Genomic DNA, 25,497 nt, shown 5'->3' with positions numbered 1-25,497 from the left:
CGTCCGCCCCCTCACACGGAATCGGCCTGCGGCTCCACCGAGTCCAGCAGCCGGGCGGTGTGCACCCGCCCGGCGTACTCGACCAGCCTGATCAGCACTTCCTTCCCCGAGTCCTTGTCCCGCGCGTCACACAGCACCACCGGGGTTCCCGACTCCAGATCCAGTGCACGCGCCACATCGTGCGCCCCGAACCGCCGCGCGTCCGTGAAGCAGTTGACGGCCACCACGAACGGGATGCGCCGGTGCTCGAAGTAGTCCACCGCCGGGAAGCAGTCCTCCAGCCGGCGCGTGTCCGCGAGCACCACCGCGCCGAGGGCGCCCTGCGACAGCTCGTCCCACAGGAACCAGAACCGGTCCTGCCCCGGCGTCCCGAACAGGTAGAGCGACAGCCCCGACCGGATGGTGATCCGCCCGAAGTCCATCGCCACGGTCGTCGTCGTCTTCCGGGCCACCCCGCCCGTGTCGTCGACCAGCGCGCCCGCCTCGCTGAGCAGCTCCTCCGTCCGCAGCGGCCGGATCTCGCTGACCGCGCCGACCAGCGTCGTCTTGCCGACACCGAAGCCCCCCGCCACGAGTATCTTCAGCGAGAGCGCCGCCAGCTCCCCGTCCTCCTCCGGATCCGCAAACACGTCCGGTCCGCCGGTCCCGTCGTGGTCTTGTCCCATCACAGCGCTCGCAATCCCTCGATGACTTCACGCAGAATCCGCTCGTCCGGCAGACGGGCGGGCGGCACCGGCCGGCTCACCTTGACGTGGCCGCCCTCCAGCAGGTCCCCGAGCAGCACCCGCACCACGCCCACCGGCAGGTCCGCGTCCGCGGCGAGCTCCGCCACCGACTGGGTCACGGACCGGCAGAGGCCGAGCAGCGCCCGGTGTTCGGGGCCGAGCAGCGACTCGGCCGCCGCGTCCGCGCCTTCGCCGTCCACGACGACCAGCGCGATCAGGTCGAACCGGACCCCGTGGGGTCCCGGCTTCGTACGCCCGCCCGTCATCGCGTACGGACGGACGAGCGGGCCCGCGTCGGCGTCGTACCACTGGCCGTTCACGGACCGGACCGCCGCCATCAGCCCGCGGCCGGCGGCCGCGCCGCGAACCGGGACGGGGTGTAGAGGTGCTCCCCGACCCGCTTCACGAGCCGGGCCATCTCGTACGCGATCAGCCCGATGTCGGCGCTCGCCGCGCTCAGCACGGCCAGGCAGGAGCCGTCCCCGGCGGCCGCGACGAAGAGGAACCCCTCTTCCATCTCCACCATCGTCTGGCGCACGCCCCCGGCGTGGAAGTGCCGGCCCGCGCCCTTCGCGAGACTGTGGAAGCCGGAGGCGACGGCGGCCAGGTGCTCGGCGTCCTCCCGGCTCAGCGCGCTGGACGCGCCCACCGCCAGGCCGTCGTTGGACAGGACCACGGCATGCCGGACCTCGCGGACCCGGACCACCAGATCGTCCAGCAGCCAGTCCAGTTCGCCGGACCGGCGGATTCCGTCGGGGTTGAATCTCTGGTGCTCGATCATCACACTTCTCCTTCGCTGCCTGCGTGGGTGCCGGTCTCCTGGGCGCCGGTCTCCTGGGCGCCGCGGACCCAGCCGGCCCGGTAGGACGCCATCCGGTCCCGGGCCTGCTCAGGGCTGAGCCCCGGCGGACCCTCGGGCGGGCGCGTCCCGGCCGGCTCCTTCGGAGCGGGGGCCTCGCGCAGCTGCGGGACCAGGCTGGCCTGGCGTACGCGGCGCGGCAGTTCGGCGGTCTCCGCGCCCCCGGGGCCCCGCGGCCGCAGGGAGGCCACCGGGGCCGGGCGCGGCTCCTCGTCCCGTACGGGGGTCCGCTCCGGCGCCGGGATGCCGCGGGGCTCCTCCCGTACCGCCGACCGGCGCGCGTCCTCCCGTACCGCCGACCGCTGCACGCCCTCCCGTACCGCCGGCCTGCGCGCGTCCTCCCGTACGACGGTCATCGCGGGCGGCTGCGGCGCCCGCTCCCCCGGTTCGGCGGGGGCCTCGAAGGGCGCGCCCGGGTCCGGCGCCGGCCCGGGGCCGGTCTCGATCGCGCCCTGGAGCAGGGAGTTCGGCAGGAGCACCACGGCGGTCGTGCCGCCGTACGGCGACGTGCGCAGGTGCACCCGCACACCGTGCCGGGCCGAGAGCCGGCTGACCACGAAGAGCCCGAGCCGGTCGCTGTCGAAGAGGTCGAGGGCCTCGGACTGCTCGATGCGCCGGTTGGCCTCGTGGAGGGAGTCGCGGCCCATGCCGAGCCCGCGGTCCTCCACCTCCAGGACGTATCCGGCGCCGACGGGTTCGCCGCTGACGCGGACCTTGGTGTGGGGCGGGGAGAACTGGGTGGCGTTCTCGATGAGTTCGGCGAGCAGGTGCGTGAGGTCGGCGACCGCGCCGCCGAGCACGGCCGCCTCGGCCAGCCGGCCGACCTCGACGCGCGGGTAGTCCTCGATCTCGGACACGGCGGCCCGTACGACGTTCGTCAGCGGGACCGGCATCCGCCAGGCCCGCCCGGGAGCGGCTCCGGAGAGGATGATCAGGCTTTCCGCGTGCCGGCGCATCCGCGTCGTGAGGTGGTCGAGGCGGAAGAGGTCGCCGAGTTCGCCGGGGTCGTCGGAGCGCCGTTCCATCGAGTCGAGCAGGGTGAGCTGCTTGTGCACCAGGACCTGGCTGCGGCGTGCGAGGTTGACGAAGACGCCGCTCACGCCGCTGGCGAGCTCGGCGCGCTCCACGGCGGCCCCGAGGGCCGCCCGGTGGACGGTGGCGAGGGCCTCGCCGACCTGGGTGATCTCGTCGTCGGCCGGGGGCGGGGGCGGGGTCTCGGCCTCGACGTCGATGTCCTGGCCGGCCCGGAGCCGGTCCATGGCGTGCGGGAGCTTGCGGTGGGCGATCTCCAGCGCGGTGTTGCGCAGCGAGACCAGTTCCACGACGAGGGCGCGGCCGATGCGCACGGAGATGACGAGGGAGGCGGCGACGGCGGCGAGGCCCAGCAGTACGGCGGCTCCGGCGGGGCTGAGGCCGCCCTGGGCGAGGGGGTCGGTGCGGTCGACGGCTCCGGCATGGGCGGCGGCGGCGATCTCCCGCATCGAGGTGCTGATGCTCGTGTACGCGGCGTCCCAGCCGGCGGGCGCACCGCGGGCCGCGTCCCTGGCCGGTCCGGTGGCGGCGTCCCTGCCCACGTCCTTGGACGGTCCCGCGTCCTTGGACGGTCCCGCGTCCTTGGACGTGCCCGCGTCCTTGGACGTGCCCGCGGCCGCTCCCGGCGCCGCACCCGTGGCTGCCGCTCCGACGAGCACCCGGTCCTCGGCTGCGGTCAGTTCGGCGTAGGCGGCGCTCTTCGCGACGGACTGCCAGGCGGCCTGCTGGGCGGCGGGCAGGTCGTCGGCGCTGCCCGCGGTGAGGGCGCGGCGCGTCTCGATGACGCCGGTCAGGCGCCGAAGCGTTTCGGCGGTGCGCGGGCCGGACGCGGCGATCGACGCGTCCTCGCGGGACAGGAGTTCCCCGGCACGGGCGAATTCGAGCAGGACGCGCGCTTCGGGGCCGAGCTCGGCCTCGGATCCGCCGGTGAGGGAACCGTCGACGGCGAGGGCGCTGTCGACGACGCGCGTGTACGTCTCGTACGCCGCGTCCTGGGTCGCCCGCCGGTCGGTGACCTCCTTGCGGGTGGCGCCGAGCCCCTCCGCCGCGGCGACGAAGGCGCCGACGCGGACCACGACGTCGGAGCGGTGGTCGCCGGACTCGGCGACGGTGTGCCGGTCGCCGAGCCGCAGCCGCCGCACGGCGGCGTCGGTGCGCCGCGTCTGCTGTTCCAGTGCGGCGCCCTGGTCGGAGCCGGGATCGGCCAGGTAACGGACGGCGGCGCGCCGTTCGGCCTGAAGCTCGGTCACGGCCGCCGCGACGGGGGTGCGTATCTGCTCGTCGACGCGCTGGGCGTGGGTGAGCCGGGCGATCTCCTGGGCGGTGCTGACGGTCGCGAAGCCCCAGAGGGCGAGGAGGGAGACGACCGGGACCATCAGGAGGGAAACGATCTTCGCGCGGACGGTGGCGGGGCGCAGCGTGGGCCTGCGGGACCCGCCGCCGGACGCCGGAGCGGCCCCGGCCGTCGTCACCGGGCCGGGTCCGCCGGACCGTCGCCCGTCCGGCGCCGCCGGTTCCTCGGCGGGCGGTCCGGCGTGGGCCCGGCGGCCGCGCGCCGGGGGCGCCGGCAGCTGCGGCGCAGCTGCTTCCGGTCGTCTGCGGGGTGTGCGCATGGGCTCCTCGTTCCGGGTGCGGTCCAGCAGGGGGGCGGGGCGGATCGGCTCGGGTGCTCAGCGGGCCGGCGCGGGCGGCACCGCGGAGGCCGCCCCCGCCGGAGCCGGTGCCTGCGCGCCCAGGTGCCGGGCGGCCGATGCGGAGGCGGCGCGCTCATCGGCGGTCGGGGAGAGCGCGACGAACGCGGCGGTGATGAACAGGTACGAGCCGAGCCCGACGGCGAGCGGGAAGATGAACTGCATCGCGGTGGCGCCGGGCAGGGTCTGGTCCGAGGGGACGACGCGGACCGCGACCGCCAGCATCCCGGTGTAGTGCATGCTGCTGACTGCGGCGCCCATGACGAGCGAGGCCACGGCCACGGCGACCGGTGCCTTGATGTTGAGCGCGGCCCACAGCGCGGCGGTGGCCGCGACGACGGCGATCGCGACCGAGAGCGCGACCGTGAGCGGGTCGTACGAGACGCTGCCGTGCAGGCGCAGGGCGGCCATGCCGAGGTAGTGCATGCTGGCGACGCCGAGACCGGTGGTGAGCCCCCCGAGGACGAGGGCGCGGCCGCGGGCCCGGCCGTAGCCGACGGCGAACACCCCGGCGCCGACGACGAGCACGGCGACGAGCAGGCTGAGGATCGTCAGCGGCACGTTGTAGTGGATCTCGGTGCCGGTGACGTTGAAGCCGAGCATCGCGACGAAGTGCATCGTCCAGATGCCGGTGCCGATGGCGGAGGCCGCGGTGAGGAGCCAGTTGCGGCGGGAGGAGCCGGTCGTCGCGGCGAGCGCGCGGACGGTGCAGCGCAGCCCGAGGGCGGCGCCGATGGATGCCATCACGTATGACAGTACGGGTGTCAGCCAGCCATAGGCCGCGTGGTCGAGGTGTCCCATGGCCCCGGGACGCTAGTCCGGGTGAGGGCGCGAACAAGGGGCGCATTTCGAAAGCAGCTGGAACTGCTGGAATATGACAGAGCTACGTTCTTCTTCGATCACGCCACGTGCCACCTTGCACACGCACCGCGCGGAGCCCATGGGGGATCATGTCCACATGAGCGAAGACCACACGCACGTGCAGGAGTTCTTCGGGACGCGCGCCGCCGACTGGGACCGGAAGTTCCCGTCGGACGGCCCCGCGTTCGAGGCGGCCGTGGCCGAATTCGGCCTGCGCCCCGGAGACCGCGTCCTCGACGCGGGCTGTGGGACCGGGCGCGCGCTGACGGCGCTGCGCGCCGCCGTCGGCCCGGCCGGCACGGTGCTCGGAGCGGACCTCACCCCGCAGATGCTGGCCGCCGCACGGCGGGCCGGGCGCGACGCCGAGGGCGCGCTGCTGCTGGCGGACGTGGCCCGGCTGCCGCTGCGCGACGGGGTGCTCGACGCCGTGTTCGCCGCCGGGCTCGTCGCGCACCTGCCCGACCCGGAGGCGAACCTGCGCGAGCTCGCCCGCGTCGTGCGCCCCGGCGGCCGGCTCGCCCTGTTCCACCCGATCGGGCGGGCGGCACTGGCGGCGCGGCAGGGCCGCGAGCTGACGCCGGACGACATGCGGGCCGAGCACAACCTGGGCCCGCTGCTGGCGGGTTCAGGCTGGGACATGACCTCGTACGCCGACGAGGACGCCCGCTTCCTGGCACTCGCGCTGCGCCGCCCCTGACCGCCCTCGCCCCAGCGGCTCGTGCCGGACACGTCGTACGTCGGCACCCGGCCCGGGACCCGCGGAGGCGCCCCGGATCATGCCGGAGGCTGAGCCTCCGCCCCGGCCGGCCGGCGCGGATGGGGCACGGGGCATCCCCCCGAGCCGGGCACCGGAAACGTGCCGAGCTCGCCCACGTCGTAGCCGTGGGGGTAGCCCTTGATCTCCGGGTTCTGCCGGGCGTAGTGGGGGGCCTTGCGCGGCGGCAGCAGGCGGATCGCGCGCCCGCGCAGCTTGAGGGCGCCCCGGAACAGCCGCTTGACCTGCGGGCGGGGGCTCTCGTAGCGGAAGGCGGACAGCAGCGGCTCGTCGAGGAGGGAGAGGCTGAGCGCGCGCACGGCGGGGGTGAGCGCCGCGGGGTACCAGGAGGCCATCAGGGCGATGGTGGAGTCGGCGACCTTGCGGCCGCCCTCGTCCCAGCCGAAGTGGGCCTCCTCGTAGGAGTTCAGGGTTTCCTCGAACTCCTCGAAGGAGCCCGGGATGTCCGTGATGCCCAGGTGCCGGCCGAGTTCGGCGTAGTAGTTCGCACTGGCGCGGCGCTCGTGGTGGGTCAGCGGCCGCCAGCCGTAGGCGTCCAGCCAGCGCGCCGGAATCACCACGAACGTGCACAGGACGTAGCGCATGTCCTCGTTGGTGATGTCGTAGGCGCGGTGCATCTGGTTGACGCGGCGGATCGCGGTGCGCGCGGTCTCGCTCTCGAACCCGTGCTCCACGACGGCGTCGAGGAGCAGCGAGGTGTCGTCGTAGCGCTTCTGGGGGCGCTCGGTGAACTCGCCGGTCTCGGCGAGCAGACCGCCGATGCTGGGGACGGCGTACGTACGGAAGAGGGCGAGCTCCAGGGCGCGGGTGAAGTCCCATGGGAACTCGTAGGTGGCGGTGAGCCGGTAGATGGCCAGGAAGTCCTTGTCGGGATCGAGCCGGAGGATCTCCCTCAGCCGGTCGTAACGCTGCACCGGGTGTCCCTTTCTGTGGCGGGTGGCCAACTCTACGTGCAGGTGGCGGGCTTGGAAATCGCCGGCCGCAGGCTCTCGACGCGGGGGTTACCCGCTGGTTAGGGTGCGCCGACGAGAGAGCGACCGGGAGGCCACGTGACGGACGAGGAGGGGGGCGGTGCGCTCTACGTGCTGACCGCCGTGCTGCTGACCCCCGCGCAGTTTCCGAGCATCCTGGGCGACGATTTCCCGGAGGCCTGCGCGCTGCTGGGTGTGAAGCCGGCTGCACGGGGATACGGGCTGGTGCTCGGCCAGGACGAGGAGGGCGCGCGCTGGACCGTCGTCGTGGACGACGTGTCGCTCGTGGCCATGGCGATCGCCTCCTGGGACTGCGGCATGGAGTACGACCTGTCACCCGACGAGCGGTCGATCGTGGTCTCGCTGGCGGGCTGGCCGCTGGCCCTGTCGGTGGCGGCGCCGGGCATCCCGGATCCGCACGACCCGGAGCAGGGCGCCGACGGCACGGGGCGGGTGCCGCTGGCACCGCCGTCCGCCGAGGTGTGGGGGCCGGTGCAGCGGCGGATGGGCGCGGACCAGATCGCCCGGGAGTGGACCGGGTGGCGCGAGCGGGTCGCGACGGACGGCGGCGCGGCCGCCGCGGCGCACCCCGGGCTCGCTCGGGCGCTCCGGGAGGCCCTGGAGTACGCGCAGAGCCCGCCGCCGCCCGGCCGGGTCCGCTCCTCGTTCGCGGGCGAGGGCGTGCGGACGCTGCGGGTGGACGGCCCCGGCTGGTCGCTGGTGGCGCGGACCGGCGACGCGGCCTTCGTACTGCTGGACGAGGAGCCGGGCGAGGTGCTCACCGTCCCCCGCGAAGGGGATCTTGATCTCGGCCTGCCGAAACTGCCGGAGCTGCTCGCGGCGCTGGACCGCGTCGCCGTGCGCCCGGCCTGAACCGGGCCCGGACCGGGGCCGAACCGAAGGAGACGCTGTGCTGGTGGAATCGGAGCCGGTGGCCGTGGTGGTGGGCGGCCGCGCGGAGACGGTCGACGACGACTGGGGGCGGGAGACGGCGGTGATCCGCCTGGACGCCGGGCGGTTCGGCCCGGAGGCCCTCTACGGGCTGGCGGACTTCTCGCACCTGGAGGTCGTCTACCACTTCGACCGGGTCCCGGTGGAGAAGATCGAGACGGGCGCGCGGCACCCCCGGGGCAACACGGACTGGCCGCTGGTCGGCATCTTCGCCCAGCGCGGCAAGAACAGGCCCAACCGGCTGGGGGTCTCCCGGTGCCGGATCCTGAAGGTGGACGGCCTGGACGTGCACGTGGAGGGCCTGGACGCGGTCGACGGCACCCCGGTCCTGGACCTCAAGCCGTACATGGCCGAGTTCGGCCCGCGCGGCGAACTGCGCCAGCCCCGGTGGGCCACGGCGCTGATGCGCGACTACTACTGAGCCGCGCCGTCCGCCGGCCCGCGCCGCCCGCTCAGCGGCCCAGCTGCTTCCTGGACACACCCCGCAGGCGGCGCCGCTGGGAGGGGTCCAGCAGCAGGTAGGCGGCGGCCGGCACACCGATCAGGACCAGCAGTCCCGCCCAGAACCCGACCGTCCAGAACAACACGATGGCTGCCGCGACTCCGGCAACCGCGACCTTGCCGCGCTTGGACATCTGCGGACACCTCCACCTGTCGTCGTCCACTACCCCCACAACGCGCCGCCGCGACCGCGCGTTCCCGGCCCCCGCGGACGGACACCGAAGGCGACCGGGCGGACACCGCTCGGCGGCGATTCGGCTGTGCCATGGCCGACGCAGCGCTTGTCGGCGCCCGCCACCGGCACGACGATGGGGGCGCTCCGGGTACCGCGGCACCACGGGAGGGTGAATGGACGATCCGTCGGTGGCACTGCCGGGCGGGGCCGATCCCGCCGAGCGCACGCGCGTACTGCGCCGGGCGCACACCGCGTTCACGCGGGACGGGCGGGTCGAGGACCCGGTCCGGGCGGTGATCGCGAGGTCCTGGCGGCGGTGCGCCCGCGCGCGGGTCAGCCCGGAGTGCACGCCCCGGGTGGAGCTGGCGGAGGCGGATCTGCGGTCGTACCGGGCGCAGCACCCGCTGGCCCGGGTGATGCCGGTGTTCCGGGACCTCGTCGGGGCGTTCGCGGCGCACGGGGCGCATCTGCTGGCGGTGTGCGACGCCCGGGGCAGCCTGCTCTGGGTGGAGGGCGAGTCGGCGACGCTGCGGCGGGCGGAGGGGCTCGGCTTCGTGCCGGGGGCGCGCTGGGCGGAGGCGGCGATGGGCACCAACGCACCCGGCACGGCGGTCGCGGTCGGCGAACCGGTCCAGGTCTTCGGGGCCGAGCACTTCAGCCGGCGCGCACACCCCTGGACCTGCGCGGCGGCCCCGGTGCGCGATCCCCGGACCGGCCGGGTGCTCGGCGCGGTCGACATCACCGGCGGGGACGGCCTGGCCCATCCGCACTCCCTCGCCTTCGTGCAGGCGGTGGCCCGCGCCGCGGAGGCACAGCTGGCGCTGCTGGACCCGGTCCCGCCGGCCGCCGGGGACACCCTGGCCGCCCTCGGCCGGGACGAGGCGCTGCTGGTCGGCGGGGGTGCGCGGGTCCGCCTGGGCAGACGGCACAGCGAGATCATGGCGCTGCTCGCGCACCACCCGGCGGGCCTGTCCGGCGAGGAGCTGGCGATCGAGCTCTACGAGGACGAGTCGATGTCACCGGTGACCCTGCGCGCCGAGATGTCACGTCTGCGCGGGCTGTCGGGAGACCGCGCTCCCCTTTCGCGCCCGTACCGGACGGCGGCGCCGCTGGAGGCGGACTTCACGGTCGTGTCCCGCCACCTGGCGGCCGGCGCCGTCTCGGCGGCCCTCCACCACTACGCGGGCCCGCTGCTCCCCGGCTCGACCGCGCCGGGCATCGTCCGGCTGCGGCGCCGGATCGAGGACCAGGCGCGGGCCGCGGTGATCGCCCGGGCGGACGCGGGACTGCTGACCGACTGGGTGTGCACCCCGTGGGGCGCCGACGACCGGGCGGCGTGGCGGGCGCTGGCCGAAGCGCTGCCGCCGGAGCGACGTCCGGCCGCCCTGGCCCGCGTACGGGACCTCGACGGGGAACTCGGCGCCGCATCCGCCCTCGTGCGCACGGGGCCGGCCGCGCCGCCGCGCCGTGCAACGTATCCGCAACCCGTCCGCTCCTAGCCTCCTCCCGAGCGCTGTCCGACGGCGGCCGGCGCCCGGCAAGGGGAGGACACCATGGCCCGTTACGCTGCGCCCGGTACCGAAGGCGCGCTCATGTCGTACGCGTCCCGCTACGGCCACTTCATCGGCGGCGAGTACGTCGAGCCCGCCCTCGGCGGCTACTTCGCCAACCCCTCCCCCGTCGACGGCCGGACCTTCACCGAGGTCGCGCGCGGCACGGCGGAGGACGTGGAGCGGGCCCTCGACGCGGCGCACGCGGCCGCGCCCGCCTGGGGCCGCACCCCGGCCGCCGAGCGGTCCACGCTGCTGCTGCGCATCGCGGACCGGATGGAACAGAACCTGGAGGCCCTGGCGGTCGCGGAGACCTGGGAGAACGGCAAGCCGGTCCGCGAGACCCTCGCCGCCGACATACCCCTGGCCATCGACCAGTTCCGTTACTTCGCGGGTGCGCTGCGCGCCCAGGAGGGGGCGCTGAGCCAGCTCGACGACGACACCGTCGCCTACCACTTCCACGAGCCGCTGGGCGTGGTCGGGCAGATCATCCCGTGGAACTTCCCGATCCTGATGGCGGTGTGGAAGCTGGCCCCTGCGCTGGCCGCGGGGAACACGGTGGTGCTGAAGCCCGCCGAGCAGACCCCGGCGTCGGTGCACTACTGGCTGGGCCTGGTGGCGGACCTGCTGCCGCCGGGCGTGGTGAACATCGTCAACGGCTTCGGCGAGGAGGCGGGCAAGCCGCTGGCGTCCAGCCCGCGCGTGGCGAAGATCGCGTTCACCGGGGAGACCTCCACCGGGCGGCTGATCATGCAGTACGCGGCGGAGCACCTGAAGCCGGTCACCCTCGAACTGGGCGGCAAGAGCCCCAACCTCTTCTTCGACGACATCTGGACCACCGACGACGACCTGCGCGACAAGGCGCTGGAGGGGTTCACCATGTTCGCCCTGAACCAGGGCGAGGTGTGCACGAGCCCCTCGCGCGCGCTGATCGAGCGGGGCCGGTACGGGGACTTCCTCGACGCGGCCGTGGCCCGTACCGAACTGATCGTGCCGGGGCACCCGCTGGACACGGACACCATGATCGGCGCGCAGGCCTCCGAGGAGCAGCTGCGCAAGGTCCTGTCGTACGTGGAGATCGGGCAGAAGGAGGGCGCGAAGGTCCTGACGGGCGGCCGGCGGCAGGACTTGGGCGGTGAGCTGGCGGGCGGCTTCTACGTCCAGCCGACCATCTTCGAGGGGGACAACCGGATGCGGATCTTCCAGGAGGAGATCTTCGGCCCGGTGGTGTCCGTGACCTCGTTCCAGGACTTCGACGACGCCGTCCGCATCGCCAACGACACGCCGTACGGGCTGGGCGCGGGCGTCTGGACCCGCGACATCAACACCGCGTACCGCGCGGGCCGCGCGATCCAGGCGGGCCGGGTGTGGACGAACTGCTACCACGCCTACCCGGCCCATGCGGCGTTCGGCGGCTACAAGCAGTCGGGGATCGGCCGCGAGACCCACAAGATGATGCTGGAGCACTACCAGCAGACCAAGAACGTTTTGGTCAGCTACTCCCCCAAGAAGCTCGGATTCTTCTAGAGCCCGAAGTTGAGCTCCTGGAATGCAGATTGCTCTCCGGGAGCTCTCTTGCGGTCAGACACCGAACGGTGTGAAACCACTGCACCGAGTACCCAAGGGGTCAACTCAGCCCTTCCTTCCGGATCAGTCACGGACCAGATTCCCGGCCGGCGCCCCTGCGGAACAGCGCAAGTCGATCCTCCAGCTACGGCCGGACGGAGGGGTGTCGCCGTTCGCCTCGCAGGATGTTCTCAGGGGGTGGGCGGCGGAATGGGCTTGCCAAGGGCGTCCGCGAGTGCGGCACTGATCAGGTTCGCCGGTACGTCGCACGGGCCGTTGCGGCGGCTCTTCGCCAAGGTGGGTATCTGAGGCGGGCATCCTCCCGCCGCGACATCGCTGTTGACCAGCACCACCACAGTGGCGTCCAGCCCCGGGTGGTAGAAGAGCGTCGCGGTGAAGCCGGGAATCTCGCCGGTGTGCCCGATCCAGTCGCGCACGCCCATAAGACCAAGGCCGTAGCTGGTTTCCGGTTTTCCCGGCTCCGGCAGGAGCGAGTTGAGCCGCTCGGCCTACCGCTCGGGCGGCAGCAGGCGCCGGTCGCAACGGGTGCCGACGGCGGGTGGAACGCGGAACGACACGGCGGGGCGGCCACCCGACGGCTTCGCCGGGCCTGCGACCCCTCGGCCGTGACAATGGTCGCCGGACGGCGAAGTCCGGCCACCCGGAGCGGTGTTCAAGCCGTGTACCGCCCGAGTGGCTCCACGACCTCCGCGCAATCGTAACTGTGGGTGCCAGAATGGCCGACGCTCCGTCAGGAGTGATCCGCACGTCCAGCGCCGCTCCGGACCGTGAGGGCCGGGGTCAGCGGCCATGCTCGCGGGAGGGGAAGCAGTGGCACCGCAGGAATCCCTGCTCAAGATCTACGGAGACCGGTCGTACCGGCACGTGACGATGGCGCGGCACCAGGGCACCACCATCGCGTTCGCGATGGACGCGTCCCGCCGGATCGTCTACTCGGTGTTGGACCTGTCCGGCCCGCCGGCCAAGGGCGAGGCGGACACCGCGTACTGGAGCGACAACCCGGCCGAGCTGGTCTTCCCCCGGGAGCTGGCCGAGGTGGGGTACGCAGTGGTCGGCGCGACGGCGATGCCGACGGTCAAGCGCGGCGGGGCCGAGGCGGCCGTCGACGAGCGGCCCACGGCCCAGGAGACCGACCCGTTCCTGTCCACCACCGCGCGGCTGACGGCGGACGCCCCGTTCCACGTGGTCTCCGACGGCACGTACGTGGTGGTGTTACGGCAGTCGGTCGGCGAGACGCACTCCGACGCGGTGTACAAGCTGACCGGCGGCGGCTGCTCGGGCAACGCGTCCCGCACGGACTACGTGCTCAGCGGTACGAAGAAGGTGCCGCTGGTGCGCGACACCCTGCTGTGCGACCGGTTCCTGCTGGTGGACGGCAAGCTCAAGCCGGTGCTCGAGGTCCGCTACAAGCGCAGTCGGCACGCCACCCGTCCCGAGTCGGCCAAGGACAGCCTGGGCACCGAGGACATGGAGGGCCGCCCCTTCCACGAGCCGACCCAGGAGCTGTCCTTCGTACGGAACCTGACCCAGGGCCGGTTCGCCGCCGTGCTGGTGCCCACCGCGATCAGCGGCGTGCAGCGCTGGCAGCTGTTCGCCCACAACGACGCCACCGGGCGGGTCGACTCCTTCAGCGTCGAGCAAGGCACCCAGGGCCTGTTCAACACCCGGGGCACCCGCTTCTACACCAGCCCCGACCCGCTCTACCGCGACGCGGTGTTCGAGCGCAGCCCGGGCAACTGCCCTTTCACCGGTCGCGAGCTGGTATCGGTGACGGGCACCGAGGGGCGCGCGGAGACCGCGCTGCGGCTGGACGGCACCGACGCCCATGTCGACCTGGGCGATCCGGCGGCGCTGCGGTTCGGCGGCAAGGCGTACTCGATCGAGGCCTGGGTCAAACCGGCTGCCCTCGACGGTCCGGTGCTGGCCAGGAGCGGGGAGTACCTGCTGGCGGTGGACGCCGCCGGCCTGGTGAGCCTCACCCACCGGGGCGCGCCGTCGCCGCTGCTGTCCACCGAGTCGGTGCCGACGGACGCCTACACCCACATCGCCGCCACCTTTGACGGCACCACCGCGAAGCTGTACGTCAACGGCAGGCCGGCCGGCACCGGGGCGCTGCCGTTCACCCCGGCCACCGGTGTGAACACCCTGGTCGGCAAGGACTCCTCCGGCGGTACGGACAAGCTTTTCAAGGGCGACGTCGACGAGCTCCGGATCTGGGACCGGGTGCGTTCTGCCGCCGAGCTCACCGAGGACATGAGCTACCGGCTGATCGGCAACGAGCCGGGATTGGTGGCCTACTACCGGTTCGACGAGGGCACGGGGAGCACCGCGAACGACCAGACCGACCGGGCACTGCACGGCACCCTCGGCGGCGGCGTGCAGTGGACCGGCTCGGAGGCCCCGGTCGGCGACCACCCCGGGGTGCGGCGCGACAGCTTCGTCCTCAAGGGGCGCTCGGTGGTGTCCGGCCTGTCGGCCGTGCTGTACCACCAGCAGGAGAACGTGGTCGCCGGGTACCGCCCCGACCCCAAGCCCGCCAAGCGGCAGGCCCGGGTGCTGCTGGCGTTCGCCGCCAGGTACGGCCAGAACCCGTGCCTGGCGGGCCTGGACTTCGCGGTCGGCCGCGACGGCCGGCTGGCTCAGGCGCCGGACGTGCTGGACCCGGCGGTGCTCAAGCGGCCGACGAAGGGCCAGGACTCGGAACAGGTCAGCGCCCTGCAGCAGCTGATCAAGCGGCTGGAGCCGGAGGTCGCGTCCCTTCAGTCGGAGATGACCCGGCTGGCCGGCACCGCGGGCAGGGTGGCCGAGTGCCAGGCGGAAGTCGACCGGCTGAAGCCGGGCTTCGACGACCTGGAGCGGCGATACCTCGCCGAGAAGGACCTGGTCACCTCCTGGACCTACAGCCTGGAGCTCAAGACACCGCGCCAGTTGGCCAGCGGCCACCTGGCGCAGTCGCTCTTCGCCATCCTCACCTCGGAGTACGAGGCCGGGGTGCAGTTCGTCCCCCCCAACGGCCCCCGGACGACCTGGTGGTTGGACGACACCGGTCAGAGCCAGAACGGCCGGCCCTGCTACTTCCTGGTCGCCCGCGAGCGCAACCGGGACCTGCGCGTCACCGGCAACTCGACGTCCGATACCGCCCGGCTGAGCACGATCGTCCGCGAACCGGGCAACGTCAGCGCACAGTTCCAGCTGATCGCCGAGGGCGAGTACGTCCGCATCGTCAACCGCGGCAGCCGGCTCGCGATCGGTTCGCCCTCCACGTACCAGTTGCCCCACCTGGTCCAGTCGAGCGAATGCCTCACGGCGGACTCTGGCCTGTTCAAGATGACGCGTCTGTCCATGCGCTCAGGTGTGGACGTGGCGTACCTCGCGGCCAAGGAGAAGCTGGACGCCGCGCGCCAGCTCCTCCAAGAGGCGCGCACGGCCCAACAGCGGGTCGCCGAACTGCAGCTCGTGCTGGCCGCCAAGCAGGCCGAACTCAAGGACGCCCGGGACCAGCTGGCCCGCCTGTCGACCGCCCTGCAGGGGGACGACGACCTCACAGTGGCGATGCCGCTGCTGGCGGTGGACTCCACCGGTCTGAGCCTGTCCGGCGGCCTGCTCGAATTCGCCCGGGGCACCGACCGGCCCGCACTGCTGGACAGCGGCACCGGCAACGTCGTGCTGTACTTCCGCGGCGCCGAGAACCAGTTCTTCGCCGTGTACTACGACACCGGCGTCGTCCGCGGTGCCCAGACCCTCGCCGGGGACGGCGGCACGCTCACCTTCCTCGCCCGCGACCCGGCCGTTGCCCTGGACAGCGCCACCATCAAGGTCGCGGACGGCGACGCGCCCGGCCGCTGCGACCTCACGATCACCGTCGGGACGGACACCGAGACCTGGCGGTCGCTGCCGCGCAAGGCCGACCTGATGGCCGCCGCCCTGGCCGGGAGCCCCGGCCGGCCGGTGACGGTCGGGGCGGTCGCCCGGGTGACGGGCAGAAGTGTGGAGCTGGCCGGGGCCACCACCGTGCCGGTCCCGGCCAAGGCCCACCTCGTGATCGGCAGCACCGGCTACGCCGCGGAGGCCGACAACCCCACCGGCGCCAAGACGCTCACCCTCACGACGGCGGGCACCGCGATCAAGCCCGGCGACAAGGTCAGCCTGGTCGGCTACGACTCGGCCCGGGCGCAGTCCACCCGGGCCGGGGTCCTGCTGTCCGCCGGCTCCCGTCTGATCGGGCTCACCCCGGGCGGCGTCGACTCCGTCCCCAACGGCACGGCCAAGGCGACGATCACCGGCCGCGGCTGCCGCTGGCGGGCCGAGATGCCCGGCCGGGCCTTCCTGTTCGACGGCAAGGAGCAGTACCTGACCCTGCCCGCCGGCCAGCAGCAGAACATCGCCCCGACCGGTGACCTGAGCCTGGAGGCCTGGGTCAACCCCGAGGCCGGAGGGGGCCGGATCGTCCACGCCAGGACGGACGGATCGGGCTACTCCCTGGCGCTCGCCCCGGCCGCCCTGCCGGCCTGGCAGTTCGTCGGCGGCACCAAGGCCCAGCTGACTCCCTCGCTCGACCTGGCGAACCGGGACTTCACCATCGAGCTGTGGGCCAAGCGCAACCAGTCCCGGGGCCGCGTCGAGCCGCTGCTGTTCCACGGTGCGACGGACGGCCGGGTCGACCAGTCCCTGCACCTGTGGGTCCACCCCGACGAGACCTTCTACTTCTCGCTGTACGGCGACGACCTGAAGACCACCCAGGCCTACCCGGACCTGGAGTGGCACCACTGGGCCGCGGTCTACAAGAACGCCACCCGCGAGCAGATCCTCTACCGGGACGGCGTCGAGGTCGCCCGCCGCACCTCCAACGGGGCCTACACCGGCAACGGCCCGCTGATCCTGGGCCACTTCCCCTTCACCGGCGACTACCTCGACGGCCGGATCGACGAGGTCCGCGTCTTCGGCCGGGCCCGCACCCAGCACGAGATCTCCTCCGAGCGCCACCAGCGGCTCTCCGGCCGCGAACCGGGCCTGCTCGGCCACTGGACCTTCGACGGGCCGAGCAGCCCGCCCTCACCGATCAAGGGCTACCAGGTGGTCGCGCGGGTGGGCGACCGGGTGGTGCGCTCGGCAGAGCGTTTCCCGTGCAACGAGTGGGCGCACCTGGCCGCCACCTTCACCCAGTCCTGGGCCCTGAGCCTGAACGGCGGCGCGGGCCTGTCGGTGGCCCCGCAGAACTCGCTGGACGTCCTGGAGGACCTCACCATCGAGGCGTTCGTCCGGATCGACAAGCTCGGCGCCCCGATGGGCCTGCTCGCCAAGGGCACGGTGGTCGACGGCGGCCGGGACGGCGTCCCGTACCAGTTGGGCATCCTGGCCGACGGCCGGGTGGAGTTCGCCTTCGCCGAGGCCGACGGCAAGGCCGTCCGGCACACCTCCGACCGGCCCGTGACGGTCGGTGCCTTCCAGCGGGTGACCGTGGTGCGGCAGCGCCGCAAACCCGACACCTCAGCTGCCGCCCAGGCGAACGCGAGCATCCAGTCCGAGCAGGACATCCGCTTCTACCTGGACGGCGCAGCCGCCGGCAGTCACCTGTACAGCGGCCCTGGTGCACAGTCCAACTCCGGCGAGCTGGAGATCGGCCGTGGGCTGCACGGTGTCCTGTGCGAGGTGCGGCTGTGGAACTCCGCACGGCCGGCCGTCCAGCTCGGGCAGCCGGTCACCGCGCGTGAGAGGGGGCTGCTGGCCCGCTGGCCCTTCAACGAGAACGCCGGGAACGTCACCGTCGACGTCTCCGGCTCCTTCCCGGCCAAGCTGCGGGGCGCCCGCTGGACCCGCGACGTCGACCCCACGGCCAGCCCGCTGCGGCTGTACCGCAACGGCGAGCCGCTGTCCGAGGCCCCCGTGACCGCCCAGGACACCGCCTCCTGGGGCGATGCCCAGCTCACCCTGGGCGCCCGCCTGGAAGGGGCCAAACCGACGGAGCTGCTGACCGGAACGCTGGAGGAGGTGCGGATCTGGCGCACCGTCCGCACCCGGGAGCAGATCAGCGACAACCTGTTCACCCGCCTGCGCGAGAACAAGCGGGACCTGCTCGGCTACTGGCCCTTCGACCGGGACTCCACCGAACCCGGCACCACCTCGGTGCGCGACGAGGGCCTGCGCGGCAACAACCTCGCCTTCTCCGCGAAGCGGCCCCGCGTCCTGCTCTCCACCGCCCCCGTGTCCACGGACACCGCCCAGGTGCGGTCGGCCCTCGCCGACGTCCGCACTCCCTTCCACGACACCATCGCCGGCGCCCCCGGCGCCACCGAGTACGCCGACCTCCAGTACGACGCGAAGGGCGAGACGCTCGGTGTGCTCAAGCGCTGCTACGGCTTCGTCCGCGACGGCCGCTGGCACCTGGTCACCGGCTACAAGGTGGGCGACCTGACCACCGAGTGGGTCGGCCAGGCCCAGTTCGACCCGCAACTCATGGGCTACATCGAGGGCGCCCCGCCGGTGCCCTCGGAGAACCTCACAGACAAGGCCGACGGCTACGCCGCCGCCTCCTCGGTGGAGTTCGCCGAGGCCAACCAGGTGGTGCGGAGCCTGTCCTCCAGCAAGACCCGCAGCGTCAACGCCGCCTTCGGCTTCGCGGTGGGCTTCGAGACCGATGCCAGCGTCCTCTCGATCACTGCTCCGGCCGGCTTCGGCATCGCGTCCCCGCTCGCCGACGCCCAGTTGAAGGTCGGCCTGACGGGCCGCCTGGAGTTCTCCAACACCTGGAGCGAGGACACCAAGGTCAGCCAGGGCGCCAACACCGCCCGCAAGGCCAAGCTGGCCCTGACCGGCTACACCGAGGACGCCGCCAAGGTGCTGAACTCCGCCGTCGGCCGCCGGTACGTGCCCGCCAACACCGGCATGGCGCTCGTGCAGTCCCAGACCGCCGACGTCTTCGCGCTGCGCCTGGCGCACACCGGCGCCCTGGTCGCCTACCGGATGCTGCCCAACCCGGACATCCCGCCGGACTGGAACCTCATCCACTTCCCGATCAACCCCCGCTACACCAAGCAGGGCACCCTGGACGGCGCGGTCGGCTTCGACGACCGCGGCAAGGTCACCGACCCCGACTACCCCACCGCCACCGGCTACGGCGAGTACAGCTACTTCAAGCCGCGGGACGCCTACGCGCTCAAGCGCCGGATCACCCGCGACCAGCAGCGGCTGCACGCCTTCTACGAATCGGTCTCGACCGAGACCCACCGCCCGGACCCGACCCAGGGACAGGCCAACGCGCTCCTGCGCTCGATGGGCATGTCCGTCGAGCAGCAGGAGACCGGGCGCAGCACCGCCGGCAGCGCCGCCGCCACCGGCTTCTCGCACCGGGACCTGGTCAACACCTACGTCTGGACGGCCCAGGGCGGCTTCTTCGCCGAGACCACCGAGGCCACCGACGCCGTCAGCGAGACCACCTCCGGCTCCTACGCGCTCAGCGGCAGTATCGGCGGCACCTACGGGGGCAACTTCGGCTTCAAAGGTGTGAACTTCTACGGCCAGCTCGAGGCCTCCGTGGGAGGCGGTTTCAGCGTCACCCGGGCCAAGGGCAAGGACGCCTCCCGTTCCTTCGGCCTCGACGTCCAGTGCGCACCCCCGGGCGACCTGCAGCGCCGCGACAAGGACGGAAAGCCCGTCTACGACACGGCGGGCAAGCCCGTCCTGGTGCCGGGCAAGGTCGACGCCTACCGCTTCCTCACCTTCTACCTCGGCGAGAACAGCGCCAACTTCGACGACTTCTACCACAAGGTCGTCGACCCCACCTGGCTGTCGGGCAGCGACGCCCCCGACGCCGCCGCACTGCGGCAGACCCGCCAGAACTCCGCCAAGCCCCCGTGCTGGCGGATCCTGCACCGCGTCACCTACGTCAGCCGGGTGCTCGCACCCGTCCCGCCGCCCGGGGCGCCGCCGCTGGAGAAGGCGATGCGCGCCGAGAACATCGACAGCAACTACGAGCTGATCAAGCGCCTGGAACCGTACGTCCGCCCCGCCGCCACCAGCACCGCCGCCCTCGCCACCGCCACCCGCGCGGCCCTGGCCGCCCAGCTGCCCGAGCTCCTCCCCCACTCCACGGAGATCATCGACTACCTCAGCCGCTACTTCGGCATGGACAACTGACCTGGGCCCGGCCCTCCGTCACCTCGGAGGGCCGGCGCGCCAGGCGTCCGGCGACAGCATCCCACTGCGGAAAGGAGAGGCGCTGCGCACGGGCGGGGAAGAAGGCGGTGACCGTGTTGGCGGTGCCGATCACCGAGTTGGTGCAGCCGGGCGAGGAACGAGCGCTACCCGACGCCGACCGTACGCGTCCCGGGCCGGCCCCAGCCCCAGCCCCAGCCCCAGCCCCAGCCCCAGCAGGCTCTCCACACACTCGCGGCGCGCGGCCCACGCGCCGCTACCAGACATGCCAACCGGCTGCCTGATCGATCCCTGCGGGTGACCGCCCCGACCGGGATCACCCCCTCAACCGCCCACCGCATCCTGCACTGCAACGACGTCGCCAGCCCGGCAGCTTGGCCCTCCGGATGAGCAACCCGTGTCTGGTCGGCCGGGACCAAGATCCGGTCCATTCTCGGACCATACTGCCGGGATGGACATCCCGAACCACCGTTTTGCCTGGTCAGCCCTATTCCAACTGCTGTACCACCAGCAGACCAAGAACCTCCTGGTCAGCTACTCCCCCAAGAAGCTCGGCTTCTTCTAGGGGTACGAATGTCGGCGCCTGACCCGGGGCTTTCGCCCGTCAGGCGCCGACGCGGTCTTCCGAAGTCGGCCGCGGACGGCCGGAGTACGCGTCAGCCGGCCCGAAGACCGACCGCCAGCGTCAGCTCGAGGACCCGGTGCGGCAGTGCGAGATCCGGGAACAGCTCCCGGAGCTGCGACATCCGGTACCGGACGGTCTGGGGATGGACGAACAACGCCGCCGCCACCTCGTCCCGCCTGCCTTGGTGCAGCAGCCACGCCCGCAACGTCTCCTCCAGCCGCCGTGCGGTCGCGACGGACAAGGTCGCGAGCGGTGCGAGGGCTCGGGCCCGCAGGTCTGCGAACGCCTCCGCGTCGGCGCTCAGCACCAGCTCGGGCAGGTGGTCCTCGGTGTCGCGGATGTCGCAGGAGAGGGAGCGCGCGCGTGCGGCTCGCGCGTACGAGGCGGATGCGCGAGTCCACGGCCGGGCCGGGCCGACCACGGCGGCGCGGTCGGTCAGCTGCCGCAAGAGATGCGGCCGGTCTGCATCGGGGACGAGCAGCACACCGAAGGCGTCCGGCAGATCGTCGAGGACGAGGGTGCCCGGGTCGAGCGCGCGGTAGGCAGGCCGGGCGTGGGCGGCGGGCAGCAGGACGGCGGTCAGCGAAACCGGAGGCTGCCACCCGGCCCGTTGAACGGAGGCCAGCAGTACGTCCGGGCTCGCGCCGGCGAGGAGGTCGCGGGCCAGGTGTTCCAGGTGGCGCTCCTGGTCACGGCCCCGGGCGGCCAGTTCGTCGGCGTGGCCCGCGGCGCTCGCGGCGGAGAGCTCGTCGATGTAGGCGAAGGTCAGCTCGGCGAACTTGGCGACCTCGGCGGCGGGCAGACCTGCGGGTACGGCACCCGCTGCCAGGCATCGCCAGGCCACGCGGGCGCCGACGCGGTAGGCGCTGAGCAGGGCGTCCATCGAACGCCCGTCGCGCACCTCGCCGCGGCCCAGCTCGTAGGCCGCGTCACCGGCGTCGCCGCCCGTGGCGTTCCCGCTCGCGAGGTCCAGGTAGTGCCCCAGGGCGGTGCGGACGGCCCGGCGGATGGTGACGCCCATGCGGCCCGAAAGGGCGTTGGCGTAGGGAGGGACCTCGTCGATGATCGCCTCGACGACCTCGTCGGCGGTGGTCTTCAGCGCGGCCCGAAGTGCGGTGACGGTTGTCCGATCCAGGGCCAGTTCGGTGACCCTCCGGATTGGATGGCTCATGTTTTATTCCCTGCGAACAATTCGGCCGGCCAAATTTACGTCTTACGGTCAGGACTTTACGCCTTCAGGCGCATCAAGCTGGGGTCATGACGAGTGCAGCCCTCCGCAGTAGGGCGTGGAAACTGCTGGAGATGATCACGACGCCGCTGCTGCCGTCGGACTACCTCGACCTGGTCAGCCCGCTGCGTGCGGGCGCCGACCTGCGTGGGCGCATCGAGGCCGTGCACCCCGAGACGGGTGACGCCGCGACCATCGTGATCAGGCCGGGAAGGGGCTGGCGCGGTCACACGGCCGGTCAGTACGTACGGATCGGGGTCGACGTCGACGGGAGGCGCCTGTGGCGCGCCTACTCCCTCACCTCGCCGACGAACCGCCGGGACGGCCGCGTCACGATCACCGTGAAGGCGATCCCGGACGGCAAGGTCAGCAACCACCTGGTCCGCAGTGCGAAGCCGGGCACTCTGGTCCAGCTCGACCAGCCGACCGGTGACTTCGTACTGCCGAAGGCCAAGCCCGCCAAGGTGCTCTACCTGACGGCCGGCAGCGGCATCACGCCGGTGATGGGCATGCTGCGTGACATCGAGTTCGACGACGCCGTCATGGTCCACTGCGCGCCACGGCCGCAAGACGTGATCTTCCGCGACGAACTGCACGGCCTGGTCGCGGACAAGAAGCTGCGGCTCACCGAGGTGCACACCGACACGGACGGCGTGCTCGACATGGCCCGTCTCGACGAACTGGTACCCGACTGGGCCGAGCGCGAGACCTGGGCCTGCGGGCCCGCGGGCCTGCTCGACGCCGCCGAAGGGTTCTGGAGCGAACACGGCGTCGAAGAGCGGCTGCACACCGAACGCTTCCGCGCCGGCGTCGTCGTCGCCGGTGACGGCGGCGAGGTCACGTTCAGCGCCACCGGCAAGACCGTCAACGCGGACGGCGCCACGCCGTTGCTGGACGTCGGCGAGGAGGCCGGTGTGCTCATGCCGTCCGGGTGCCGCATGGGCATCTGCTTCGGCTGCGTCACGCCGCTCAAGACGGGCGCCGTCCGCGACCTGCGCACCGGCGAGATCACCGAGGCCGAGCCGGGCGTCCTCATCCAGACCTGCGTGTCCGCCGCGGCGGGCCCCTGCGACATCGAACGGTAGGAGCACCTTGACCGCCATCGACCCCACCGCCCACCTGACCGCGGAGCAGATCGAGGAGCTCGGCCGCGAGCTGGACGCGATCCGCGATGAGGTGATCGCCAGCCGGGGCGAGAAGGACGCCGCCTACATCCGGAAGGTCATCTCGGCGCAGCGCAAGCTCGAGCTGGTCAGCAGGGGCGTGCTGCTGTTCTCGTTCTTCCCGCCCGCTTGGCTGATCGGCACCGCCGGGCTGTCCGTGGCGAAGATCATGGACAACATGGAGATCGGCCACAACATCCTGCACGGCCAGTGGGACTGGATGCGGGACCCGAAGATCCATTCCACCACCTGGGAGTGGGACCACGTCTCGCCGTCCGATCAGTGGAAGCATTCGCACAACGAGCTGCACCACACGTACACCAACGTGATCGGCAAGGACAACGACCTCGGCTACGGCATCATGCGCGTCGACGAGGACCAGAAGTGGCACCCGTTCCACCTCGGCCAGCCTTTGTGGAACTTCATCAACGCCTGCTTCTTCGAGTACGGCATCGCGGCGTACGACCTGGAGCTCGGCAAGAACCTGCACAAGCGCCGCCGCAAGGACCCGGAGTTCCGCGCACGGGCCGGTGCCGTGGGCCGCAAGATCCGCAAGCAGGTGCTCAAGGACTACGTGATCCACCCGCTGCTGTCGGGCCCGTCGTTCCTCACCACGCTCGCCGCCACGTTCACCGCGAACCTGGTCCGCAACATCTGGTCCCACTCGGTGATCATGTGCGGGCACTTCCCCGAGGGCGTGCAGGTCTTCGAGCGCCGGTCGATCAAGGGCGAGACGCGCGGCCAGTGGTACCTGCGCCAGATGATGGGCTCGGCGAACATCAGCGGCAGCAGGGCCATGCATTTCATGACCGGCAACCTGTCGCACCAGATCGAGCACCACCTGTTCCCGGACCTGCCGAGCAACCGGTACGCAGAGGTCGCGGTGAAGGTGCGCGCGCTGTTCGAGAAGTACGAGCTGGAGTACGTCACCGGGCCGCTGCCCAAGCAGGTGTTCTCCGCGTGGCGCAAGGTCTTCCGGCTCTCGCTGCCGAACAAGAGGCCCAAGGTCGATGCGCCGGACCGCGAGCAGGAGCTCGTCGCTGCCTGATTCCCGGCATCGGTCCAGACGCCGAGGTCCTCCGGCTCGCGCAGAGCCGGAGGACCTCGGCGTCACGCTCCTGCCGACACCGGGCCGAGGTCGGTCCAGCCGCCGGCCCGGTCGCCGCCGTTCCACAGCAGGACGCGGACGGAGCCGTCCGCGGCGGTCAGGATGCAGTCGCTGTGGCCGTCCCCGTCGTAGTCGGCGAACGCGACCATCCGCTGGTCGGTCGTCTCGCCGGCCGACACCGGTCCCGCGGGAACGGACCAGCCGCCGTGGCCGTCGCCGCCGCGGTTGAGGTACGTCGTCACGGCTCCGCTCTCCGCGAGCACGGTGTAGTCCGCGTACCCGTCTCCGTCGAAGTCCGTCCACCTCACGCGAGACGGGTCCTTGGTCGTGCCGGTGGCGATCGTGCCGCGGTCCTGCCAGCCGCCGTGCCCGTCGCCCCCCTTGTTGAGGAAGACGGTGACGGGACCGTCGGGGCGCACCAGGGCGTAGTCGGTGCGGCCGTCGCCGTCGAAGTCGACGAAGCGGACCTGGTCGGCGTCCCGGGTCAGTCCGCTCGCCACCGAGTCGGCGAGTTCCCAGCCGCCGTGGCCGTCGCCGCCCCGGTTGAGGTACACGGACACGCTGCCGGTCTCGGAGATCAGGATGTAGTCCGCCCGGCCGTCGCCGTCCCAGTCGGCGAACCGGACCCGCTTGCGGTCCGTGGTGAGGCCGGTGGCGATCTGCCCGAGGTCCGACCAGCCTCCGCGGCCGTCGCCGCCGCGGTTGAGCAGGACGCGGACCACGCCGCTGTCCTCGACGACGATCCGGTCGGCCCGGCCGTCGCCGTCCCAGTCCGCCCAGCGCACCGGACCGGTCCCGCCGGATTCCGTGCCCGCCCTGCCCAGGTGCGTTCGGGCGGCGACGCCGTCGGTGACGGCCTTGTCCAGGCCCTCGAAGAAGGCCGCGCCCATCTTGGCGTAGCCGGCGTCCCGCGGGTGCAGGCTGTCGGCCATTTCACCGGGACTCAGCGCGGGCGCGTCGACGTACCGCACCTTCGCCCCGGCTCCGGCCTTGGCCGAAGCCCAGTTCTTCACCTCACGGTTGAAGGCGGGAACCCCCGGGACGTTCGAGGTCGGTATGAGGCCCATCACCACGACCGTGACACCGGGCCGTGCGGCGAGGATCTCATCGGTGAGCGCCGCGAGCCGTGCGGGGGCGTTGGCCTTGTCCGTCCCGCGGTCGAGGTCGTTGACGCCTTCGTGGAGCAGGACCACGTCCGGCTCGGCGGCCCGCACCCATCCCGGGGCGCCGGCCCGGATGTCGTTGATCATGGTGGCGCCGTGCGCCTCGTTGTCGGAGTCGCCGTTCGGGCCGGCCTGGCGCGACCCGACGAAGTCGACCCGGAAGCGGGCGTGGGTCAAGCTCTTCTGCCAGAGCGGCAGGCGGTAGCCGAGGCCGGTCGAACCCTGGTACCCGTCGGTGATCGAGTCGCCCAGTGGCATGACGCGAAGGACGGGCGGAGCCGGATTCGGGGCGGCTGCCGCAGGGGCTGCGCTCGCCCCGACGAGGCCGCTGACGCCGACGGCCGTGGCGGCCGTCAGTGTGATCATCTTGCGCAACATACG

Annotated in this window: 18 protein-coding genes; 8 read left to right on the top strand and 10 right to left on the bottom strand. The window is 72.5% G+C overall.

All coding sequences use genetic code 11. The features are described 5' to 3' along the window. Positions 1–11 precede the first annotated feature (11 nt). From ACFY1T_RS14665 to ACFY1T_RS14645, 5 genes are read right to left on the bottom strand one after another with little or no spacing between them, the layout of a single operon-like run. Positions 12–665 (bottom strand): ATP/GTP-binding protein, encoded by a 654-nt coding sequence (locus ACFY1T_RS14665; protein ID WP_390788431.1) that lies wholly within the window; start codon positions 663–665, stop codon positions 12–14. Further along, positions 665–1,063 carry a DUF742 domain-containing protein gene (locus ACFY1T_RS14660; RefSeq protein ID WP_390788430.1) on the bottom strand — a complete coding sequence of 133 codons (399 nt, stop codon included), beginning with the start codon at positions 1,061–1,063 and terminating at the stop codon, positions 665–667. Before ACFY1T_RS14660 ends, ACFY1T_RS14665 begins: the two co-directional genes overlap by 1 nt. Continuing rightward, complete coding sequence (locus ACFY1T_RS14655) at positions 1,063–1,506, bottom strand: roadblock/LC7 domain-containing protein (protein ID WP_390788429.1); 444 nt, start codon at positions 1,504–1,506, stop codon at positions 1,063–1,065. Before ACFY1T_RS14655 ends, ACFY1T_RS14660 begins: the two co-directional genes overlap by 1 nt. After that, positions 1,506–4,229 (bottom strand): nitrate- and nitrite sensing domain-containing protein, encoded by a 2,724-nt coding sequence (locus tag ACFY1T_RS14650; RefSeq protein ID WP_390788428.1) that lies wholly within the window; start codon positions 4,227–4,229, stop codon positions 1,506–1,508. Before ACFY1T_RS14650 ends, ACFY1T_RS14655 begins: the two co-directional genes overlap by 1 nt. 57 nt (positions 4,230–4,286) lie before the next feature. Continuing rightward, entirely contained in the window at positions 4,287–5,108 is an 822-nt protein-coding gene (locus ACFY1T_RS14645) for an MHYT domain-containing protein (RefSeq protein WP_390788427.1), read from the bottom strand. Positions 5,109–5,265: 157 nt separating this feature from the next. Between ACFY1T_RS14645 and ACFY1T_RS14640 the strand changes: the two genes are divergently transcribed. Then, complete coding sequence (locus ACFY1T_RS14640) at positions 5,266–5,865, top strand: class I SAM-dependent methyltransferase (RefSeq protein WP_390788426.1); 600 nt, start codon at positions 5,266–5,268, stop codon at positions 5,863–5,865. 77 nt (positions 5,866–5,942) lie between these two features. On the opposite strand, the gene ACFY1T_RS14635 is transcribed toward ACFY1T_RS14640, so the two are convergent. Further along, a complete protein-coding gene (locus ACFY1T_RS14635; RefSeq protein WP_390788425.1) occupies positions 5,943–6,857 on the bottom strand; it encodes an oxygenase MpaB family protein in 915 nt (304 codons plus the stop codon). 135 nt (positions 6,858–6,992) lie between these two features. On the opposite strand from ACFY1T_RS14635, the gene ACFY1T_RS14630 reads away from it, so the two are divergent. After that, complete coding sequence (locus tag ACFY1T_RS14630) at positions 6,993–7,787, top strand: hypothetical protein (RefSeq protein ID WP_390788424.1); 795 nt, start codon at positions 6,993–6,995, stop codon at positions 7,785–7,787. A gap of 43 nt (positions 7,788–7,830) precedes the next feature. Then, entirely contained in the window at positions 7,831–8,286 is a 456-nt protein-coding gene (locus tag ACFY1T_RS14625; RefSeq protein WP_390788612.1) for an SAM-dependent methyltransferase, read from the top strand. A gap of 31 nt (positions 8,287–8,317) precedes the next feature. Here ACFY1T_RS14625 and ACFY1T_RS14620 read toward each other — a convergent pair whose 3' ends face one another. Further along, complete coding sequence (locus ACFY1T_RS14620; RefSeq protein WP_030860521.1) at positions 8,318–8,500, bottom strand: hypothetical protein; 183 nt, start codon at positions 8,498–8,500, stop codon at positions 8,318–8,320. A 214-nt stretch (positions 8,501–8,714) separates the two neighbouring features. On the opposite strand from ACFY1T_RS14620, the gene ACFY1T_RS14615 reads away from it, so the two are divergent. Continuing rightward, positions 8,715–10,040, top strand: coding sequence for a GAF domain-containing protein (locus tag ACFY1T_RS14615; protein WP_390788423.1), 1,326 nt, complete (start codon positions 8,715–8,717; stop codon positions 10,038–10,040). 54 nt (positions 10,041–10,094) lie between these two features. After that, entirely contained in the window at positions 10,095–11,618 is a 1,524-nt protein-coding gene (locus tag ACFY1T_RS14610; protein WP_390788422.1) for an aldehyde dehydrogenase family protein, read from the top strand. Positions 11,619–11,848: 230 nt separating this feature from the next. On the opposite strand, the gene ACFY1T_RS14605 is transcribed toward ACFY1T_RS14610, so the two are convergent. Further along, the gene (locus ACFY1T_RS14605; protein ID WP_390788421.1) at positions 11,849–12,094 is read right to left on the bottom strand and encodes a hypothetical protein; all 246 of its coding nucleotides are present in this window, start codon (positions 12,092–12,094) and stop codon (positions 11,849–11,851) included. A gap of 394 nt (positions 12,095–12,488) precedes the next feature. On the opposite strand from ACFY1T_RS14605, the gene ACFY1T_RS14600 reads away from it, so the two are divergent. After that, positions 12,489–19,811 (top strand): LamG-like jellyroll fold domain-containing protein, encoded by a 7,323-nt coding sequence (locus ACFY1T_RS14600; RefSeq protein WP_390788420.1) that lies wholly within the window; start codon positions 12,489–12,491, stop codon positions 19,809–19,811. 674 nt (positions 19,812–20,485) lie between these two features. On the opposite strand, the gene ACFY1T_RS14595 is transcribed toward ACFY1T_RS14600, so the two are convergent. Beyond that, positions 20,486–21,625: a helix-turn-helix domain-containing protein gene (locus tag ACFY1T_RS14595; RefSeq protein ID WP_390788419.1), complete on the bottom strand. Its 1,140-nt coding sequence runs from the start codon at positions 21,623–21,625 to the stop codon at positions 20,486–20,488. Between the two features lie 131 nt (positions 21,626–21,756). On the opposite strand from ACFY1T_RS14595, the gene ACFY1T_RS14590 reads away from it, so the two are divergent. Both ACFY1T_RS14590 and ACFY1T_RS14585 read left to right on the top strand, forming a co-directional pair. Further along, positions 21,757–22,767, top strand: coding sequence for a ferredoxin reductase (locus ACFY1T_RS14590; RefSeq protein ID WP_390788611.1), 1,011 nt, complete (start codon positions 21,757–21,759; stop codon positions 22,765–22,767). A gap of 7 nt (positions 22,768–22,774) precedes the next feature. Next, complete coding sequence (locus ACFY1T_RS14585) at positions 22,775–23,893, top strand: fatty acid desaturase family protein (RefSeq protein ID WP_390788418.1); 1,119 nt, start codon at positions 22,775–22,777, stop codon at positions 23,891–23,893. Positions 23,894–23,955: 62 nt separating this feature from the next. Here ACFY1T_RS14585 and ACFY1T_RS14580 read toward each other — a convergent pair whose 3' ends face one another. Further along, entirely contained in the window at positions 23,956–25,482 is a 1,527-nt protein-coding gene (locus ACFY1T_RS14580) for an FG-GAP-like repeat-containing protein (RefSeq protein WP_390788417.1), read from the bottom strand. Between the last annotated feature and the right edge of the window lie 15 nt (positions 25,483–25,497).

The organism is Streptomyces sp. NPDC001194 (genome assembly GCF_042896985.1).
Taxonomy (GTDB): domain Bacteria; phylum Actinomycetota; class Actinomycetes; order Streptomycetales; family Streptomycetaceae; genus Streptomyces.
The sequence above is the reverse complement of the archived record's forward strand: the minus strand, read 5'-3'. Positions and strand labels throughout refer to the sequence as shown.